At 66.2% G+C, this 17,300-nt stretch carries 14 protein-coding genes; 3 read left to right on the top strand and 11 right to left on the bottom strand.

The features are described 5' to 3' along the window. Positions 1-68: 68 nt before the first annotated feature. Together araD1 and QE393_RS13005 are read left to right on the top strand one after the other, a co-directional pair. Positions 69-1,064 carry an AraD1 family protein gene (gene araD1, locus QE393_RS13010; RefSeq protein WP_273807783.1) on the top strand — a complete coding sequence of 332 codons (996 nt, stop codon included), beginning with the start codon at positions 69-71 and terminating at the stop codon, positions 1,062-1,064. Between the two features lie 152 nt (positions 1,065-1,216). Then, a complete protein-coding gene (locus QE393_RS13005) occupies positions 1,217-2,794 on the top strand; it encodes an aldehyde dehydrogenase (NADP(+)) (RefSeq protein WP_310043908.1) in 1,578 nt (525 codons plus the stop codon). A 190-nt stretch (positions 2,795-2,984) separates the two neighbouring features. Here QE393_RS13005 and QE393_RS13000 read toward each other — a convergent pair whose 3' ends face one another. From QE393_RS13000 to QE393_RS12965, 8 genes are all read right to left on the bottom strand, one after another. After that, positions 2,985-4,133 carry an aldose epimerase family protein gene (locus QE393_RS13000; RefSeq protein ID WP_273807781.1) on the bottom strand — a complete coding sequence of 383 codons (1,149 nt, stop codon included), beginning with the start codon at positions 4,131-4,133 and terminating at the stop codon, positions 2,985-2,987. A gap of 134 nt (positions 4,134-4,267) precedes the next feature. Continuing rightward, positions 4,268-6,007 carry an IlvD/Edd family dehydratase gene (locus tag QE393_RS12995; protein ID WP_158892690.1) on the bottom strand — a complete coding sequence of 580 codons (1,740 nt, stop codon included), beginning with the start codon at positions 6,005-6,007 and terminating at the stop codon, positions 4,268-4,270. 82 nt (positions 6,008-6,089) lie between these two features. Then, a complete protein-coding gene (gene araH, locus QE393_RS12990; protein WP_166655940.1) occupies positions 6,090-7,058 on the bottom strand; it encodes an L-arabinose ABC transporter permease AraH in 969 nt (322 codons plus the stop codon). 26 nt (positions 7,059-7,084) lie between these two features. Beyond that, the gene (gene araG, locus QE393_RS12985) at positions 7,085-8,611 is read right to left on the bottom strand and encodes an L-arabinose ABC transporter ATP-binding protein AraG (protein ID WP_310043906.1); all 1,527 of its coding nucleotides are present in this window, start codon (positions 8,609-8,611) and stop codon (positions 7,085-7,087) included. Between the two features lie 59 nt (positions 8,612-8,670). Further along, complete coding sequence (locus tag QE393_RS12980; protein WP_208692148.1) at positions 8,671-9,675, bottom strand: substrate-binding domain-containing protein; 1,005 nt, start codon at positions 9,673-9,675, stop codon at positions 8,671-8,673. A 221-nt stretch (positions 9,676-9,896) separates the two neighbouring features. Then, positions 9,897-10,766: an SMP-30/gluconolactonase/LRE family protein gene (locus tag QE393_RS12975; RefSeq protein WP_273807776.1), complete on the bottom strand. Its 870-nt coding sequence runs from the start codon at positions 10,764-10,766 to the stop codon at positions 9,897-9,899. 82 nt (positions 10,767-10,848) lie between these two features. Beyond that, the gene (locus QE393_RS12970) at positions 10,849-11,535 is read right to left on the bottom strand and encodes a FadR/GntR family transcriptional regulator (RefSeq protein ID WP_132831943.1); all 687 of its coding nucleotides are present in this window, start codon (positions 11,533-11,535) and stop codon (positions 10,849-10,851) included. Between the two features lie 29 nt (positions 11,536-11,564). Beyond that, complete coding sequence (locus QE393_RS12965; protein WP_273807775.1) at positions 11,565-12,320, bottom strand: FadR/GntR family transcriptional regulator; 756 nt, start codon at positions 12,318-12,320, stop codon at positions 11,565-11,567. Positions 12,321-12,588: 268 nt separating this feature from the next. Here QE393_RS12965 and QE393_RS12960 point away from each other — a divergent pair, with 268 nt between their 5' ends. Next, positions 12,589-13,899, top strand: a complete 1,311-nt coding sequence (locus QE393_RS12960) for an MFS transporter (protein WP_310043902.1) — start codon at positions 12,589-12,591, stop codon at positions 13,897-13,899. On the opposite strand, the gene QE393_RS12955 is transcribed toward QE393_RS12960, so the two are convergent. The 3 genes from QE393_RS12955 to pabB are packed head-to-tail and all read right to left on the bottom strand — an operon-like array spanning position 13,872 to position 17,224. Then, positions 13,872-15,152: an MFS transporter gene (locus tag QE393_RS12955; RefSeq protein WP_310043900.1), complete on the bottom strand. Its 1,281-nt coding sequence runs from the start codon at positions 15,150-15,152 to the stop codon at positions 13,872-13,874. The genes QE393_RS12960 and QE393_RS12955 overlap by 28 nt on opposite strands. Positions 15,153-15,211: 59 nt before the next feature. After that, the gene (locus QE393_RS12950; RefSeq protein ID WP_273807772.1) at positions 15,212-15,832 is read right to left on the bottom strand and encodes a phosphoadenosine phosphosulfate reductase family protein; all 621 of its coding nucleotides are present in this window, start codon (positions 15,830-15,832) and stop codon (positions 15,212-15,214) included. A 48-nt stretch (positions 15,833-15,880) separates the two neighbouring features. Further along, on the bottom strand, positions 15,881-17,224 hold the full coding sequence (gene pabB / locus QE393_RS12945; RefSeq protein WP_310043897.1) for an aminodeoxychorismate synthase component I: 1,344 nt from the start codon (positions 17,222-17,224) through the stop codon (positions 15,881-15,883). Positions 17,225-17,300: the final 76 nt, after the last annotated feature.

Here is a 17,300-nt window from a genome sequence, read left to right as displayed (position 1 = left end):
TCTCATTAGGCAGGCCCCGTAGCGCCGAGTAAAGTCCTTCTCAGGCGATAACCAACAAGGAGAATGCCATGCACCTGATTCAGTTCGAAGACCAACAGGGCCAGCGCCGCGTCGGCGTGGTCGAGCGCGGCGAAGTCCGGCAGGTCCGGGGGGCGACCAGCACTCGAACCCTGGCGCTGCAGGCCATCCGCGCCGGCGTATCGCTGGAGTCTCAGGTGCAGACCCTGGGCCTGGAGCCCGGACCGGCCTATGCCGAGCTGCTCGATGCCGGGCGCCTGTTGCCGCCGCTGGACCACGAGGACCCGGCGCACTGCCTGGTCACCGGGACCGGTCTTACCCACCTGGGCAGCGCCGCCACCCGCGACAAGATGCACCAGCAGAACAGCCAGGAGGAGGCCAAGCTGACCGACTCCATGCGCATGTTCAAATGGGGCGTGGAGGGCGGTCGGCCCGCGACCGGCACTGCCGGTGCCCAGCCGGAATGGTTCTACAAGGGCGACGGCGGCATCCTGGTGCGCCCAGGCGCCGACATCCCGCTGCCGGAGTTCGCCGAAGATGCCGGCGAAGAGCCCGAGCTGACCGGTCTCTATGTGATCGGCGACGACGGCAAGCCCTATCGGCTGGGTTATGCGGTGGGCAACGAATTCTCCGACCACGTGATGGAACGCAAGAACTATCTCTATCTGGCCCATTCCAAACTACGCTACTGCAGCTTCGGTCCGGCGCTGCGCACCGGTGAGCTACCGCGCCATCTGGCGGGCACCAGCCGGATCCGTCGCGGCGAACAGGTGGTCTGGGAGAAGGAGTTCCTCTCGGGCGAGGACAACATGTGCCACAGCCTGGAGAATCTCGAGTACCACCACTTCAAGTACGCGCAGTTCCTGCGACCGGGCGATGTCCATGTGCATTTCTTCGGCACGGCGACCCTGTCCTTCGCCGACGGTGTGCGCGTCGAGCCGGGCGACAGATTCGAGATCGCGGTGCCGGAATTCGGCGAGCCGCTGAGCAATGGCGTCAAGGCCGGCACGGCAGCCTTCCAGCCCGGGCAGGTCCGGCAGCTCTGATAGTTGTATGATGACTGCTGACTATGCGAATGCTAGAGTGGGTATCGCACAGGCTGGCCCGGCCGCTCGGACAATGAGCGTGCCACCCTTTCGAAGACCGCCCCGCAGCGGGTGGTCTTCCCTGAACCCCTAGGTATAAGGAGTCGAGAACAATGCAGATCCAAGGCAAGAACTACATCGGTGGCGCTCGCAGCGGCGAGGGCGAGGTGCGGGTCTATAGCATCGACGCCACGACCGGCGAGAAACTGCCCTACGAATTCTTCCAGGCTTCGACCGCCGAGGTCGATGCCGCCGCCCGCGCCGCCGAGCAGGCCGCGCCCCTGTACCGCAAGCTGAGCGCCGAAAAACGCGCCACCTTCCTCGACGCCATCGCCGACGAACTGGATGGCCTGGGTGACGACTTCGTCCAGCTGGTCTGCCAGGAAACCGCGCTGCCGGCCGGTCGCATCCAGGGTGAGCGTGGCCGTACCAGCGGCCAGATGCGCCTGTTCGCCAAGGTGCTGCGCCGCGGTGACTTCCATGGTGCGCGCATCGATACCGCGCTGCCCGAGCGCAAGCCGCTGCCGCGCCCTGACCTGCGTCAGTACCGCATCGGTCTGGGTCCGGTGGCCGTGTTCGGCGCCAGCAACTTCCCGCTGGCGTTCTCCACTGCCGGTGGCGACACCGCTGCGGCCCTGGCCGCCGGTTGCCCGGTGGTGTTCAAGGCCCACAGCGGCCACATGGTCACCGCCGAATACGTGGCCGACGCGGTGATCCGCGCCGCCGAGAAGACCGGCATGCCCAAGGGCGTGTTCAACATGATCTATGGCGGTGGCGTGGGCGAGCAGCTGGTCAAGCACCCGGCCATCCAGGCCGTGGGCTTCACCGGTTCGCTGCGCGGCGGCCGCGCCCTGTGCGACATGGCCGCGGCTCGTCCGCAGCCGATCCCGGTCTTCGCCGAGATGTCCAGCATCAACCCGGTGGTGGTCCTGCCCGAGGCACTCAAGGCCCGTGGCGAGGCCATCACCGGCGAACTCGCGGCGTCCGTGGTCCTGGGCTGCGGCCAGTTCTGCACCAATCCGGGCCTGGTCATCGGCGTGCGTTCGCCCGAGTTCAGCAGCTTCCTCGAGCGCCTGGCCGGTGCCATGAACGAGCAGGCGCCCCAGACCATGCTCAATCCAGGCACCCTGAAAAGCTACGAGAAGGGCGTCGCGGCGCTGCTGGCCCATTCCGGCGTGCAGCACCTGGCCGGTGCCAACCAGGAAGGCAACCAGGCGCGTCCGCAGCTGTTCAAGGCTGACGTGAGCCTGCTGCTGGAAAACGACGAGCTGCTGCAGGAAGAAGTCTTCGGTCCCACCACCGTGGTGGTCGAGGTGGCCGACGAAGCCCAGCTGCAGCAGGCGCTGCAAGGCCTGCATGGTCAGCTGACCGCCACCCTGCTGGCCGAGCCGGCCGATCTGCAGCGCTTCGAGGCCATCATCGGCCTGTTGGAGCAGAAAGCCGGTCGCCTGTTGCTCAACGGCTATCCCACTGGCGTGGAAGTCTGCGATGCCATGGTCCATGGCGGTCCCTATCCGGCGACCTCCGATGCCCGCGGCACCTCGGTCGGCACCCTGGCCATCGACCGCTTCCTGCGCCCGGTGTGCTACCAGAACTACCCGGACGCCTTCCTCCCGGAAGCCCTGCAGAACTCCAACCCGCTGGGTATCCAGCGCCTGGTGAATGGCGAGAACACCAAGGCCGCGATCTGATCGCGCGCTTTTGAGTGGTAGAGGACCCGGCGTCGCGAGACGCCGGGTTTTTTATTGGGCGGTGAAGGGGAGTGGCAGGACAGTGGAGAAGGCTGCGCCCTTTGCCACGCTACGGAGCACGGAGGCGAGCGGGTAGCACCAAAACAAAGGCCGCTCCCGGGAGCGGCCTTTGCCTGGGTCGGAGAAAGCCCTACTTGCCAGCGAACTTGAAGATCGTCGTCTGGGTGTAGGTCTGGCCGGGATCCAGGCGGGTGGTGGGGAAGTTCGGCTGGTTGGGCGCATCCGGGTAGTGCTGGGTTTCCAGGGTGAAGGCACCCCAGTGGCCGTAGGTCTTGCCGGCCTTGCCCTTGATGTTCCCCTCCAGGAAGTTGCCGGTATAGAACTGCACGCCCGGTTCGGTGGTGTAGAGGGTCAGGGTGCGACCGGAGCTCGGATCGCTTACCACGGCAGCGGCCTTCTGCAGATCGCCGGCGGTGTTGAGCACCCAGTTGAAGTCATAACCACCCTGCTTGGGTTCGGCGTACTTCAGCTGCTGGTTTTCGTCGGCGATATGCTTGCCGATGGCGGTCGGCTTGCGAAAGTCCATCGGCGTGCCGGCCACCGGTGGCAACTCGCCGGTGGGGATCAGCTTGGCGGTCACCGGGGTGTAGGTGTCGGCATTGAGCATCGCCACCTGCTTGAGCACCGTGCCACTGCCGGCGCCGGCGAGGTTGAAGTAGCTGTGGTTGGTCAGGTTGAGCACCGTCGGCTTGTCGGTGGTGGCGCGGTACTTGAGGGTCAGCTGGTTGTGCTCGTCCAGCTGGTAGGTCACCTGGGTGGTCAGGGTGCCGGGAAAGCCCATCTCGCCATCGGGGGAGACATAGCTCAGGGTCACGCCGACCCAGCCGTCGCCCTTGGCCGGCTCGGCCTTCCACACCTTGGTGTTGAAACCCTGGGGGCCGCCGTGCAGGGCGTTGGTCTTGTCGTTCTGGGGGATCTGGTAGCTCTTGCCATCGAGGCTGAAGCGGCCCTCGGCGATGCGGTTGCCGAAGCGGCCGATGGTGGCGCCAAAGAACACGGTGGGGTTGTCAAGATAACCCTGGACGTCATCGAAGCCCAGGACCACGTCTTCGCTGTGGCCCTTGCGGTCGGGCACCTTGAGCGCCTGGAGTACGCCGCCATAGGTGATGACGGTGGCCTGCATGCCGTGGCTGTTGGTCAGGACGAACTTCTCGATGGGGGTGCCATCGGGCAGCTTGCCAAAGCTCGACTGCTGGCTGCTGAGGCCGGCCGCCTGGGCGGTAAGGGTGCTGATCATGAGTGACAGTCCAAGTCCGGTGAGGGCTAACGTGCGTTTCATCTCGACCACCTTTTCGGTTTGTTGTTGTACAGGGAACAGCGGGTTGCGGGTTGTTGGGCTTCGCTGCACTCAACCCAACCTACGGGATCTCGTAGGTTGGGTTGAGCAAGGCGAAGCCCAACGGTAGAAGCCGGTCAATGGGAGTGGCGGGGCACCTCGGCGCCGCGGCAACCGACCAGGAAGTCGAAGTCGCAGCCTTCGTCGGCCTGCAGCACGTGGTTGACGTAGAGGCGACGATAACCGCCGGCCAGCAGCTGGTCGGCCGGCGGTTGCCAGTCGGCCAGGCGCGCGGCCAGTTCTTCGTCGGGGATATCCAGGTGCAGGCGCCCGGAAGCGCAGTCCAGTTCGATCATGTCGCCTTCGCGAACCACCGCCAGCGGGCCACCGGCCGAGGCCTCGGGTGCCACGTGCAGGACCACGGTGCCATAGGCGGTGCCGCTCATGCGGGCGTCGGAGATGCGCACCATGTCGGTGATGCCCTTGGCCAGCAGCTTGGCCGGCAGGCCCATGTTGCCCACCTCGGCCATGCCCGGATAACCCTTGGGTCCGCAGTTCTTCAGCACCATCACGCAGGTCTCGTCGATATCCAGGTCCGGGTCGACGATGCGCGCCTTGTAGTCTTCCAGGTTCTCGAACACCACGGCGCGACCGCGATGCTGCATGAGCGCCGGGGTCGCGGCCGAGGGCTTGAGCACCGCGCCCTTGGGCGCCAGGTTGCCGCGCAGCACGCAGATGCCGCCATCGGCGCGCAGCGGGTTGTCCAGGGCGCGGATGACCTCGTCGTCGCCGTAGATGGGCGCCTCGGCGCAGTTGGCCCAGAGGCTCTTGCCGTTGGCGGTCAGCGCCTCGGGATGGGGCAGCAGCTTGGCTTCGCCCATGCGGCGGATCACCGCCGGCAGGCCGCCGGCATAGTAGAACTCTTCCATCAGGAAGCGGCCGGAGGGCTGCAGGTCGACGATGGTGGGGGTGCCGCGGCCGACCCGGGTCCAGTCATCCAGCTCCAGGTCCACGCCGATGCGGCCGGCGATGGCCTTGAGGTGGATCACCGCGTTGGTGGAACCGCCGATGGCGGCGTTGACGCGAATGGCGTTCTCGAAGGCTTCCTTGGTGAGGATCTTCGACAGCCGCAGGTCTTCTTCCACCATCTCGACGATGCGCATGCCGGACAGGTGCGCCAGCACGTAGCGCCGCGAATCCACCGCCGGAATGGCGGCGTTGTGCGGCAGCGAGGTGCCCAGGGCCTCGGCCATGCAGGCCATGGTAGAGGCGGTGCCCATGGTGTTGCAGGTACCGGCCGAACGCGACATCCCGGCTTCGGCGGAAAGGAACTCGTTGAGGTCGATGGCACCGGCCTTGTAGGCCTCGTGCATCTGCCAGACGATGGTGCCGGCGCCGATGTCGCGGCCGTGGTGCTTGCCGTTGAGCATGGGGCCGCCGGTGACGACGATGGCCGGCACGTCACAGCTGGCGGCGCCCATCAGCAGCGCCGGCGTGGTCTTGTCGCAGCCGGTGAGCAGCACCACGGCGTCCACCGGGTTGCCGCGGATCGCCTCTTCCACGTCCATGCTGGCCAGGTTGCGGGTCAGCATGGCGGTGGGTCTGAGGTTGGATTCGCCGTTGGAGAACACCGGGAATTCCACCGGGAAGCCGCCGGCCTCGTAGATGCCGCGCTTGACGTGTTCGGCGATCTTGCGGAAGTGGGCGTTGCAGGGGGTCAGCTCGGACCAGGTGTTGCAGATGCCGATGACGGGCTTGCCCTGGAATTCGTGGTCCGGGATGCCCTGATTCTTCATCCAGCTGCGGTACATGAAGCCGTTCTTGTCGTTGCTGCCAAACCACTGGGCGGAGCGGAGCGGGCGTTTGGGCGTGGTCATTGTCTTGTCCTCGGGCATTTCACGGGCAAAGCGGTCCCCGGCGCGGCGCCCCTGGCGCCGCGGAGGAGAACAGAGTCTGGGTTTAGCGCTGCTTGAAGCGGTCGATCACCACGGCCAGCAGCAGGATGGTTCCGCGGATGACGTACTGGTAGAAGGTGTCGATGTTCTTCAGGTTCATGGCGTTCTCGATGATCGCCAGGATCAGCACGCCGGCGATCACGTGGCGGATCATGCCGATGCCGCCGGCCAGGGAAACCCCGCCTAGCACGCAGGCGGAGATCACCGTGAGTTCGAAGCCCTGGCCGATCATCGGCTGGCCGGAGGTCATCCGCGAGGCCAGCACCACGCCGGCCAGGGCGCCGATCACCCCGTGCATGGCGAAGATGATGATCTTGGTGCGATCGACGTGGACGCCGGCCAGCAGCGCGGCTTCCTCGTTACCACCGATGGCCATGGTGTTGCGGCCGAAGGTGGTGTAGTTGAGCAGCCAGCCAAAGAACAGGATGCACAGCAGGGTGATGACGATGGGCACCGGCAGGCCGAACAGCTGGCCGTTGCCGAACACGAAGAACTGCTCCTGGGAGACGCCCACGGCCTTGCCGTCGGAGAAGATGTAGCCCAGGCCACGCACGATCTGCATGGTCGCCAGCGTGGTGATCAGGGCGTTGATCTTGAGCTTGGCGATCACCAGGCCGTTGATCAGGCCGACCACCAGGCCCATGGCCAGGGCGGCGGCGACGCCGAGAAAGACGCTGTCGAACTCGCGCATCACCACCGCGGCGACCACCCCGGCACAGGCGATGACCGAACCCACCGAGAGGTCGAAGTGGCCGGAGGCCAGGCAGAACAGCATGGTGCAGGCGGCGATGCCCACGGTGGAGATCGCCAGGCCCAGACCGCGCATGTTCAGCGGCGAGAGGAAGTTCTGCACGAACAGCGCGCAGAGGGTGAAGATGACGACGGCGGCCAGCATCATGGCCCAGTCGTCGAGGAAGCGACGCATGTCGAAGCCGCGGCGCGGCGGGGTCAGGCTGTGGGGTTGGGCGGACATGGACTGAACCTCTTTTCTTGTTTTCATCAGGCCCGGGTACGGGGCAGGGCGAGCTGCAGCAGGCGCTCGTCGTTGAACTCGGCGCGGGCCACCTCGCCGGTGATGGCGCCTTCGCTCATCACCAGGATGCGATCGGCCACGCCCATGACTTCCATCAGGTCGCTGGACACCACCACCACGGCGATGCCGCGGGCGGCGAGGTCATGGATGATGGCGTAGATCTCCGACTTGGCGCCCACGTCGATGCCGCGGGTGGGTTCGTCGAGCAGGAGCACCTGCATGGGCATCGACAGCCAGCGACCGAGGATGGCCTTCTGCTGGTTGCCGCCGGAGAGATTCTTGATCTTCTGCCCGGCATGGGGCGTCTTCACGTTCAGCGCGCGAATCTGCTTTTCGGCGTTGGCCTTTTCCCAGCGGCCCTGGATCAGGCAGCCGAGGCTGGCGTGATGGGCGCGGGCGCTGATGTTGATGTTCTCGGCCACGCTGGCCAGGGGCACGATGCCTTCCTTCTTGCGATCTTCCGGGCAGAGCAGGATGCCGGCGGCGATGGCGTCACGCGGCGATCTCAGACTGACCGGGGCGCCCTTGAGACTCAGGCTGCCGGCCTTGTGCTTTTCCAGACCCGCCAGCAGGCGCAACAGCTCGGTGCGACCGGCGCCGACCAGGCCGAACAGGCCGAGGATCTCACCCTGGCAGACCTCGAAACCGACCGGCTGCTGCAGGCCCTGGCCGAGCAGGCCCTCGACCTTGAGACAGCCACCGCCGATCTCGCGTGGGCGGTAGTCGTAGATGTCGGCGAGATCGCGGCCGACCATCAGGGTGATCAGCTGGTCGGGGGTGATGTCGGCCAGGCGCTCGATGGTGCGCACATGGCGGCCGTCCTTGAACACCGTCACCGCATCGCAGATGCGGAAGACCTCTTCCATGCGGTGGGAGACATAGAGCACCACCCGGCCTTCATCGCGCAGCCGGGCGATGATGGTCATCAGCCGATCGGTCTCGCGGGCGGACAGCGAGCTGGTCGGCTCGTCGAAGGCGATCACGCGGGCGCCGCGGGAGAGCGCCTTGGCGATCTCGACCAGTTGGCGCTGACCGAGCGACAGGCGCCCGACCTTGGTGTTGGGGTCGATCTCTTCGGCCAGGCCCTTGAGCAGGTCCAGGGCCTGGCGGCGCAGATGGCCGCGATTGACGATGCCGTAGCGCGCCGGCAGGTGCCCGAGAAAGAGATTTTCGGCGACGGTCATCTCCGGCACCAGCTGCAATTCCTGCTGGATCACGGCGACGCCGGCACGGATGGCTTCGGCGGTGCTCTTGAACACCAGTTCCTGGCCATCGATGTTGAGGTGGCCGGTGGTGGGGGCGTGGTAGCCGCTGAGGATCTTCAGCAGGGTCGACTTGCCGGCGCCGTTCTCGCCCATGAGGGCATGCACGGAACCGGGACGCACGGTGAAGGAGATGTCGGCGAGCGCCTTGACGCCGGGAAAGGTCTTGCCGATGCCGACGAAACCGAGGCTGTCGGCGCTCTGGGCGGTGGTGTGTTCCAGGGCTGCCATGAAGCACTCCTGTCAGACGAAAGAGGAGGGCGGCGCCAGCACGGGCGCCGCCGGGGTCATCACTTCCAGAGGCCGATCTTTTCCAGCTCTTGCTGGAAATTGGCGCGGGTGATGAGGGTGACCTTGTCCATCGCGGTGTACTTGGGCGGTTCCTTACCGGTAGTCACCCACTCGTACATCATGCTGGCGGTCTGGTAGCCCTCTTCGTGGGGGCTGGGCAGCATGGAGCCGAAGAAGCCGCTGTTGGCTTTCTTCAGTTCGCCGATGGCATCGGTGCCGTTGATGCCGATGCCGATCACCTGTTCGGCCTTGAAGCCGGCGCTTTCGGTGGCGCGGACGCCGCCCAGCACGGTGTTGTCGTTCATGCCGCCGATGATCAGGTGCTTGGCGCCCGAAGGCAGCTTGACCAGCGCGGAGGTGGTGGAGTCCATGCTGCCGGGCACGTCCAGGGTCTTCTGCGGCGCGAAGATGATGTGGTCGGCGGGCAGGCCGGCCTTCTTCAGGGCTTCCACCGAACCGTCGGTGCGCTTCTTGCCGGTATCCAGCTCGTTGTAGGTGTTGATCACCGCATAGGTGTCATCCCACTTCCAGCCACGCTTCTCGGCTTCGGCGGCCATGGCGGCGCCCTGCTGCTGACCGACCTCGAAGGCGGCCATGCCCAGGTAGGGCACGTCTTCCATGAATTTGCCCTTGGCGTCGACGAAGCGGTCGTCCACGGCCATGACCTTGAGGTCGTTGAGCTTGGCCTTGGCCACGATGGCCGGGCCGAGGGCGACGTCGGGCGGGCAGATCACGAAGCCCTTGGCGCCGTTGGCAGCCAGGCTGTCGATGGCGGCGAGGGTCTTCTCGCCATCCGGCACGGCGATCTTGAGCAGGGTGAAGCCCTTGTCCTTGGCAGCTTTCTCGGCGAAGGCCCACTCGGTCTGGAACCAGGGTTCCTCGGGTTGCTTGACCAGGAAACCGATCTTGACCGGATCGGCAGCGAAAGCAGAAAGGGACAGGCTGACAGCGCCGGCAGCGAGGGCGGCACGCAGCAGAGAACGAACTCCCGGAACACGGAACATAGCTGGAACTCCTTGTTTTTATTGGTGTGGCCAGGCAATGCAAGGCGGCGGGCTGCCGTCGTGGAGGTCAGACGACGCCGCTCTGTATTGATATTATGATTGGATGGATGCGGGCGCAAGAAAAAGGTGACGAGATTTTTCGTCACCTCTGTCACCGACCTGTTACATAGGGCCGGAAGCGGAAAGGCGCTGCGAAAGGACGCCTGGGTCGGTAGGATGAATCAGCCGGCGAACCTGTGGCAGGGCATGCCGGCTACCGGCGCGGTCGCCTTGAGCAGGGCGCCGTCGAGGGTACCGTCGGCGGCGGCACTGGTGACGTAGAGGGTGCGCAGATCCGCTCCGCCGAAGACGCAGCTGGTGGGCCGCTGCACGGGCAGCTCGACGATCTCCAGCAGCTCGCCCTCCGGCGAGAAGCGCAGCAGGCAGTTGCCATCCCAGCGCGCGTTCCATACGCAGCCTTCGCTGTCGATGGCCGAGCCGTCCGGCGAGCCGCGCTCGTGGGGACCGGCCCAGACGGTGGGGGTCCCCAGGTTGCCACTGGCATCCAGCGGGTAGCGATAGAGGGTGTCCTTGAGGGTGTCGGCGCTGATGACGTGGTTGTCGGCGGCGCTCCACACCAGGGTGTTGGCGATGCCGAGGTCGCTGGCGTGACGGCTGACGCTGCCGTCGGGATCGATGCGGAACAGACCGCCCGAGTGCCGGTCGATGGCCACGTCGCCGCCCTGGGCATCGAGGTTGTTCTGCATGGTGCCCAGCCACAGACGCCCCTGGGCGTCACAACGCGCCTCGTTGCCGCGATTGCCCGGATCGGGATCGGCGACGCAGAAGAGTTCCAGGGCGGGACGCTCGGGCGGGGAATCGAGATCCAGGCGGAAGACGCCGTTCGGCAGGGTCACCAGGGCATCGCCGCGGACCGTGGGCACGAAGGCGGAGCAGGGGCGATCCAGCTGCCATTCCTGATAATGCTCGCCGCGCAGGCGGCAGGCCTTGAAGCCGGCGATGTCTACCCAGTAGAGCGCCTGGGTCTCCTGGTCCCAGAAGGGGCCCTCGGCCAGTTTGAAGCGCTGGGGAAGCAGCGGCTGCCAGTCCATCGTTTACCTCTCTTGTTGTGGCAGGACGAAAAGTTCAGGCATGGGAACCTGAAACGCAGCGCAGGTTGCGCCGGGCGCGACGTCAGTCGGTATAGCGCGCCAGGGTCACCGCCGCGCTGTCGATCAGCATCATGCACGCCCAGACGGCGCGCGCGGCATCGCGCGAGGCGATACCGTCGGCCAGGGTCTTGTGCAGGGGGAGGGTGCGCCGCAATTCGTCGGGATCGGCCGACGACAGCGTGAAGGAGGCTGCCAGCAGTGCGCCCAGGGCAGGCACCATCTGCTCGATGAACTGATTGTGGCTGGCCGCCAGGACGCATTCGTGGAAGCGCTGGTCGGCGGTGTTGTAGTCGCCGCCATTGAGGGACGCTTCCAGGTGCTGATAGGCGACCTGGATCGCCTGGACCTGCTCGGGGGTGGCCCTTTCGCAGGCCCAGCGTACCGCCGCCGGCTCGATGGCGTGGCGCAGGTCCAGCAGGTCCTTGACGAAATGAGCGGGCAGACCGCCCGTGGCCAGCCAGCCCACCACCTGGGTATCGAAAAGATTCCAGCGACTGAGCGGCAGGACCCGGGTACCGACCTTGGGGCCGACTTCCAGCATGCCCTTGGCCGCCAGCGTCTTGATCGCCTCGCGCAGGATGGTGCGGCTGACGCCCAGTTCCTGGCAGAGGTCCGCCTCTACCTTGAGGGCGCTACCGGGTGGAAATTGCCCGGCCGCGAGTCGCTGGCCGAGTTGTTCTACGGTAGAGGCATGGTAGCTGCTGGACATGAGGGCATACCGCGAGTGGGTTCTTGCCCTCAATGATCATACGAAATTTCACCTTCAGACAAGGGCTGCGGCCGGAAGGCTTCGGCGACCATGTCATCGACACCGGCCAACTGGGCGATGGCGGCGTGGCGAGCGGTCAGCGGGTCGCGGTGCTGGATCGCGGTAAGGATCGCCTTGTGCCGGGAGACCAGCAGGTTGAGGCTGTCTCCGGCGGCGAACAGCGCCGAGGAGCGTTCCAGATAGTCCCGCACCGGCAGCAGCATGATGCTGTAGAGGTGCGTCAGCAATTCGTTGTGGGTGGCCGTGGCGATGGACAGGTGGAAGGCCATGTCCGGCTCGGCCATGTTGGCGATGTCGGCCGCCTGCTCCATCCGCTCGTAGGCGTCCTCGATGGCCTTGACGTCTTCGGGCTGGGCGTTGGCAGCCGCCATGGCGGCGACCTCCGGCTCGATGATGTTGCGCACCTTGACCAGGGTCTCGTAGAAGCTGTGTCGCGAATCGCTCTGCAGCAGCCAATGGAGCACGTCCGGATCGAGCAGATGCCACTCGTTGCGTGGCTTGACCACGGTACCGACCTTGGGCTTGGACCTGACCAGGCCCTTGGCCACGAGCACCCGGGTGGCCTCACGCAGGACGGGGCGGCTCACTTCGTACTCTTCGCACAGCTGCGCCTCGGGGGGCAGGCGCTGTTCTGGCAGGAAGTGCCCAGACACGATCTGGGTGCCGAGCTCATGAACGATGCGAGCGTGTCTGCTTTTGCGCGGCAGCGGTGTCTTGTAATTCATCGAAAGGCATCCGAAGTCGTCGTGCCATCACTATAACACCATCAGCGCGATAACCGATGTTATGGCGGGCCAAGCGGCTCTGTAACGGGGATCAGCGGAAATCAAGAGATAAGATTTCCTACTTCGTAACAATATTTTAGTATTATCAAAATTAGCTTAAGAGCCGATTAATGGCCTGATTTTGGTATTTAACGACTCAATGATAGTACGTTAGAATTTCGAGCGATCTGCGCTTCAACCGCACAACAACAACAAGTCGGAGAACGCCATGCACCCTGAATCCGCCCTCATCCGTCGGATCACGCTCAAGCTGGTCCCCTTTCTCGTATTGCTCTATCTGGTCGCCTACATCGACCGCTCTGCCGTGGGCTTCGCCAAGCTGCACATGGGCGCCGACATCGGCATCGGCGATGCCGCCTACGGCCTTGGTGCCGGGCTGTTCTTCATCGGCTATTTCCTCTGCGAGGTACCCAGCAACCTGCTGCTGGAACGCTTCGGTGCGCGCCGCTGGTTCGCCCGCATCCTGGTGACCTGGGGTGCCATCACCATGGGCATGGCCTTCGTCCAGGGACCGAACAGCTTCTATGTCATGCGCTTCCTGCTGGGTGCGGCCGAGGCCGGCTTCTTTCCCGGCGTGCTCTACTACCTCACCCAGTGGTTCCCGGTACGCCATCGCGGCAAGATCATGGGGCTGTTCATCCTCTCCCAGCCGATCGCCATGCTGGTGACGGGACCGCTGTCGGGCATGCTCCTGCAACTGGATGGCGCACTCGGTCTGCACGGCTGGCAGTGGCTGTTCCTCTGCATCGGAGCGCCGGCGGTGCTGCTGGCCTGGCCGACCCTGACCCGCTTGCCGGATGGTCCGCAACAGGTCGCCTGGCTGGACGCCGATGAAAAGCGCTGGCTGGCAACGGAGCTGGAAAAGGACCTGCACCTCTTCGACCAGACCCGCCATGGCAATCCCCTGTATGCGCTCAAGGATCGCCGGGTGCTGCTCTTGGCGCTCTACTATCTGCCGGTGACCCTGAGCATCTATGGCCTGGGGCTGTGGCTGCCGACGCTGATCCACCAGTTCGGCGGCAGCGATCTCACCACGGGCTTCATTTCCGCCATTCCCTACGCCTTCGGCATTCTCGGCCTGCTCATCGTGCCGCGCAGTTCCGATCGCCTGGGCGATCGCTATGGGCATCTGGCCGTGCTCTATGGGGTGGGCGCCCTGGCCATGGCCGGCAGCGCCTGGTTCGGCACTGCCGTGCTGCAACTGGCGGCGCTGTCGGTGGTGGCCTTCTGTCTGTTTTCCCTCACCGCGCTGTTCTGGACCCTGCCGGGGCGCTTCTTCGCCGGGGCCAGTGCCGCCGCCGGTATCGCCCTGATCAACTCGGTGGGCAACCTAGGCGGTTATCTTGGCCCCTATGGCATCGGTGCGCTCAAGGCGGCCACGGGTACCCTCTCCTCGGGGCTCTATCTGCTGGCCGCGGTGCTGCTGTTCGGCCTTTTGCTCACCGGTATCGTCTACAGCCGCCTGGAGCGCAAGAATCGGCGGGAAGAAGGTTATGCCGCGGAGCGTTCCGCCAGCTGACGCCCCGGACAGGTCTCGGCGGCGAACCAGGCGGCGCCGAGACACACCAGGTTGGCCACCAGCAGGTAGGCGGCCGGCGCCATACGGTCGCCGGTGGCGCCGATCAGCCAGGTCACCACGATCTGGGCGGTGCCGCCGAAGGCCGCCACCCCTAGCGCATAGACCAGCGAGAAGCCGGTCGCCCGCACCCGCTGCGGAAAGCTTTCCACTAGCAGCACGATCAGGGCCGCGCCACTCATGCCGTGCAAGCCGGAGAGCACCGCCAGGGTCAGCAGGAAGGTGCCCGGCCCGGGTGCCTGGGTGATGAGCTGCAGCGCCGGATAGAGCAGCACCAGCAACAGCAGTCGCGGCAGGATCAGCACGATGCGCCGGCCATAGCGATCGCTGAGCACGCCGCCCAGGATCGAGCAGACCGCCATGGCCGCGCCCATCACCAGGGTGGCGAGCATGGCGATCCCGGCTGGCAGCTTGAGCTCCACCAGGGCGAAGGTGGTCATGTAGTTGAGGAAATACTGGGTGATGGTGCTGCCGGAGAGGATCAGCAGCCCCAGCACCAGTGGCCGCCGCTGGGTGGCCAGCACCTCGCCCAGCACCGCGCTGGTGCCCCGGGTTTCGCCGACGTGGGTATCCACCAGGCCGCGACGGATATAGAGGCCGATGGGCAGGATCGCCAGGCCCAGCAGGAAGGGCAGGCGCCAGCCCCAGGCGAGCAGCTGCTCCGGCGTCAGCCAGAGGGTCAGGCCGTAGCCGATCAGACCGGCCGCCACCGCGGCCAGCCCCTGGGCCACCACCTGCCAGCAGGCGTAGGTGCCCCTCTTGTGCAGCGGCGCCGCTTCCAGGATGTAGGTGGTGGCCGGACCGGCTTCGCCACCCCAGGCCAGGCCCTGCAGCAGGCGCGTCAGCACCAGCAGGATGGGCGCGGCGATGCCGATCTGCTCGTAGCCTGGCAGCACGGCGATGCCACCGGTGCCCAGGGCCATCAGCACCATGGTCAGCAGCATCGCCGGCTTGCGCCCGACGCGGTCGGCCCAGGCGCCGATGAGAATGGCGCCCAGCGGGCGGACGACGAAGCCGACGCCAAAGGTGATGACGCTGGCCATCAGGCTGGCGAAGGCATTCTGCGAAGGAAAGAACACCTGGCCGATCAGCACGGCGAAGGTGGCGTAGACGCCGAAGTCGAAGAACTCCACGGCGTTGCCGAGCACCACGGCAAAGACGCCCTTGCGGGAGTGGATAGGGCGGGAAGTGGTCATGGGCGATGTTTCAGCGGAAGCAGGGCGCGCCCGGAACCGAGCGCGCGGGAGGTATCGACTCAGTGGGCGAGGTGCAGACCGCACTCGCGGTTTTCGTCACCCTTGGTGGGATCGAAGTAGTCGAATTCGTTGGGCAGGTCGTGGGCGGTGAGGTACTGGTAGAGGTCCTTGGAGGTCCAGTGCAGCAGCGGCGCGACCTTGATCAGACCGTCCGGATTGACGCTGACCGGATCCATCTGGGCGCGCACCGCGGTATCGGTGGCGCGCAGGGCGGTGAACCAGACCTCGGGCGCCGTCTCGCGCAGGGCGCGGGCGAAGGGCTCCAGCTTGACCTCTTCGGTGAAGGCGGCGTGGCGCGGATCGTCCAGCCCCGGGACCGGGCCGTCGATGGCCTCACGATGAGCGCGCGAGCGCCTGGGCAGGTAGGTCACCAGGTTGAGATCGAGCTTGCGCACGATCTCGTCGGCGCAACGGTAGGTGGCGGGGGTGTTGTAGCCACTGTCCATCCAGACCACCGGGATGTCCGGCTTGACCTGGCTGACCAGGTGCAGGATCACCGCCTCGAAGGGGCGGAAGTTGGTGGTGACGATGGCGCTCTTGCCCAGGCCCAGGGCCCAGGCGACGAGCTTTTCGGGATCGCGGCCGAGGTCGGCGTTGATGCGGGCGAGATCGAGGGACATGGCGGGCTCCAGCCGGGGAAGGGATGAGGCCATGGTAGCAAAGCCGGATCAGCTGTGGGCTGCCAGCGTCTCCAGCAGCACCCGCACCTTGGCCAGGGACTCGGCGTATTCGTCGGCCCAGTGCGAATCCATGACGATGCCGCCGCCGCCCCAGCAACTGAGCACGCCGTCTTCCGCCAGCAGGCTGCGGATCAGGATGGAGCTGTCGCTCTCGCCGCGCACGTCCAGATAGAGCAGCGAGCCGCAATAGGGACCGCGCCGGGTTTCTTCCAGCTCGTCGATGATCTGCATGGCACGGATCTTCGGTGCGCCGGTGATGGAGCCACCAGGGAAACTGCCGGCCAGCAGGTCCAGGGCGTCCAGCCCGGCGGCCAGTTCACCGGTGACGGCGCTGACCAGGTGATGGACGTTGGGATAGCTCTCCAGGACGAACAGCTCGGGCACCCGTACCGAGCCGATCCGGCAGCTGCGCCCCAGGTCGTTGCGCAGCAGGTCGACGATCATCAGGTTCTCGGCGCGATCCTTGGGGCTGGCCAGCAGGGCCTTGGCTTCGGCGGCATCGGCGCCAGGCGCGGCGCGGCGCGGCCGGGTGCCCTTGATCGGACGGGTTTCCACCTGACCACGGCTCACCCGCAGAAAGCGCTCCGGCGAATGGCTGAGCAAGGCGCCGCGCTCCAGCGCCAGATAGCCGGAGAAGGGCGTCGGGCAGGCCGCGCGCAGGGCCTGGTAGGCGGTCCAGGGCGAACCCTGGAAAGGCGCGCGAAAGCGCTGGGCAAAGTTGACCTGATAGCAGTCGCCGGCGGCGATATAGGCCTGGATGGCCTCGATGCGCTGGCGATAGGTGGGCTCGTCGATGTCGGCGGCGAAGGGGGCGGTCAGCCGGAAGCCCTCGGCCCTGGGCGCCTCCCCGGCGTCGAACAGGGCGATCAGTCGCTGGCGTTCCCCGGCGTCCAGCGCCGGATGGCAGACCAGTTGGCTGGTCCGCGCCTGGTGATCGCTGACCAGCGCCCAGGCATGGAGGCCCAGCCGCGCATCGGGTAGTGCCAGGTCGGCGCGGGCGCCCGCGGGTAGGCGCTCCAGGCGCCGGCCGAAGTCGTAGCCAAGATAGCCCAGCAGGCCACCGGCGAAGGGCAGGTCCGCACCCTCCGGCAGGTCGGCGCGACCCAGGCTGGCGAGGGCCGCGCGCGTCCGCGTGAAGAAGGCGTGGCCCGTTTCACCGGCAGCGGGCTGCAGCACCTGCAGCGGCCAGGCTGCCATGAGGTCGTAGCGCCCCCGCTCGGCCACTGGCCGCCCGGAGTCCAACAGCACCGCGCCGGGTTCGCCCTGCAGCAAGGCGAAACGCACGGTGGGATCGGCGTGGTAGGGCAGGGGATGCAGGTGGCAGAGGGGCATGGCGAGGTCGGCTGGGAGGGACGGCGCGCTAGTGTAGCGAACCGCCTCTAGCGGAGCGAGATACAGGCTGTCACAG

The organism is Pseudomonas sp. SORGH_AS_0211, from assembly GCF_031453455.1.
GTDB classification, from domain to species: domain Bacteria; phylum Pseudomonadota; class Gammaproteobacteria; order Pseudomonadales; family Pseudomonadaceae; genus Chryseomonas; species Chryseomonas aestiva.
Note: the sequence above shows the minus strand (reverse complement) of the source record. Positions and strands in the feature narration are given on the sequence as shown.